The following is a 553-nucleotide window of genomic DNA, read 5'->3' as shown; positions in this document are numbered from 1 at the left end:
CCAGCAGGCTGCGGTTGGCAAACAGCAGGGTGTCGATATGCCCGACGGTCTCCTGAAAGCGCGGCAAGGTCGACAGCGCGGCGCCGAGGTTGGACGGCTTGCGTTGTTCCAGCCAGTCCACCAGCCAGTCGCGCGCGGCCTGGGCCACGGCGTCGTACACCGATGAGAGCAGTACCGACATCCACAGGAACCCGTCACCGTCCAGTTCCGCCTGCGGTGCGCTCCAGGGGCTGACGCTGACCGCGTGGTCCAGCGGCACCAGCACGTTGTCGAACACCACTTCATGGCTGCAGGTGGCGCGCATGCCGAGGTGGTCCCAGGTGTCGATGATGCTGATGCCGGGGCTGTCCCTGGGCACCAGCCAGGCGCCTACCAACGGGTCTTCATCGCTGCTGCGGGCCCACACGCTGAACCAGCTCAGGCCATGGCTGCCGGTGGAGTAGATCTTGCGCCCGCTGATGCGCCAGCCGGCGGCGGTACGCCGGGCGATGGTCGCGGGCAGGCCGCCACGGGCCGGGGTGCCGAGGTCGGGTTCGACGCGCAGGGCATTGAT

At 68.7% G+C, this 553-nt stretch carries 1 protein-coding gene; it reads right to left on the bottom strand.

Annotated features, from left to right (window positions below; genetic code table 11):
* Positions 1-553: acyl-CoA dehydrogenase family protein (locus HX846_RS37600; RefSeq protein WP_178967509.1), on the bottom strand; the 553-nt coding region annotated here is incomplete at both ends.

This window comes from Pseudomonas sp. K5002, from assembly GCF_013386655.1.
GTDB lineage: Bacteria > Pseudomonadota > Gammaproteobacteria > Pseudomonadales > Pseudomonadaceae > Aquipseudomonas.
This window is presented reverse-complemented; position numbering and strand designations above follow the sequence as displayed.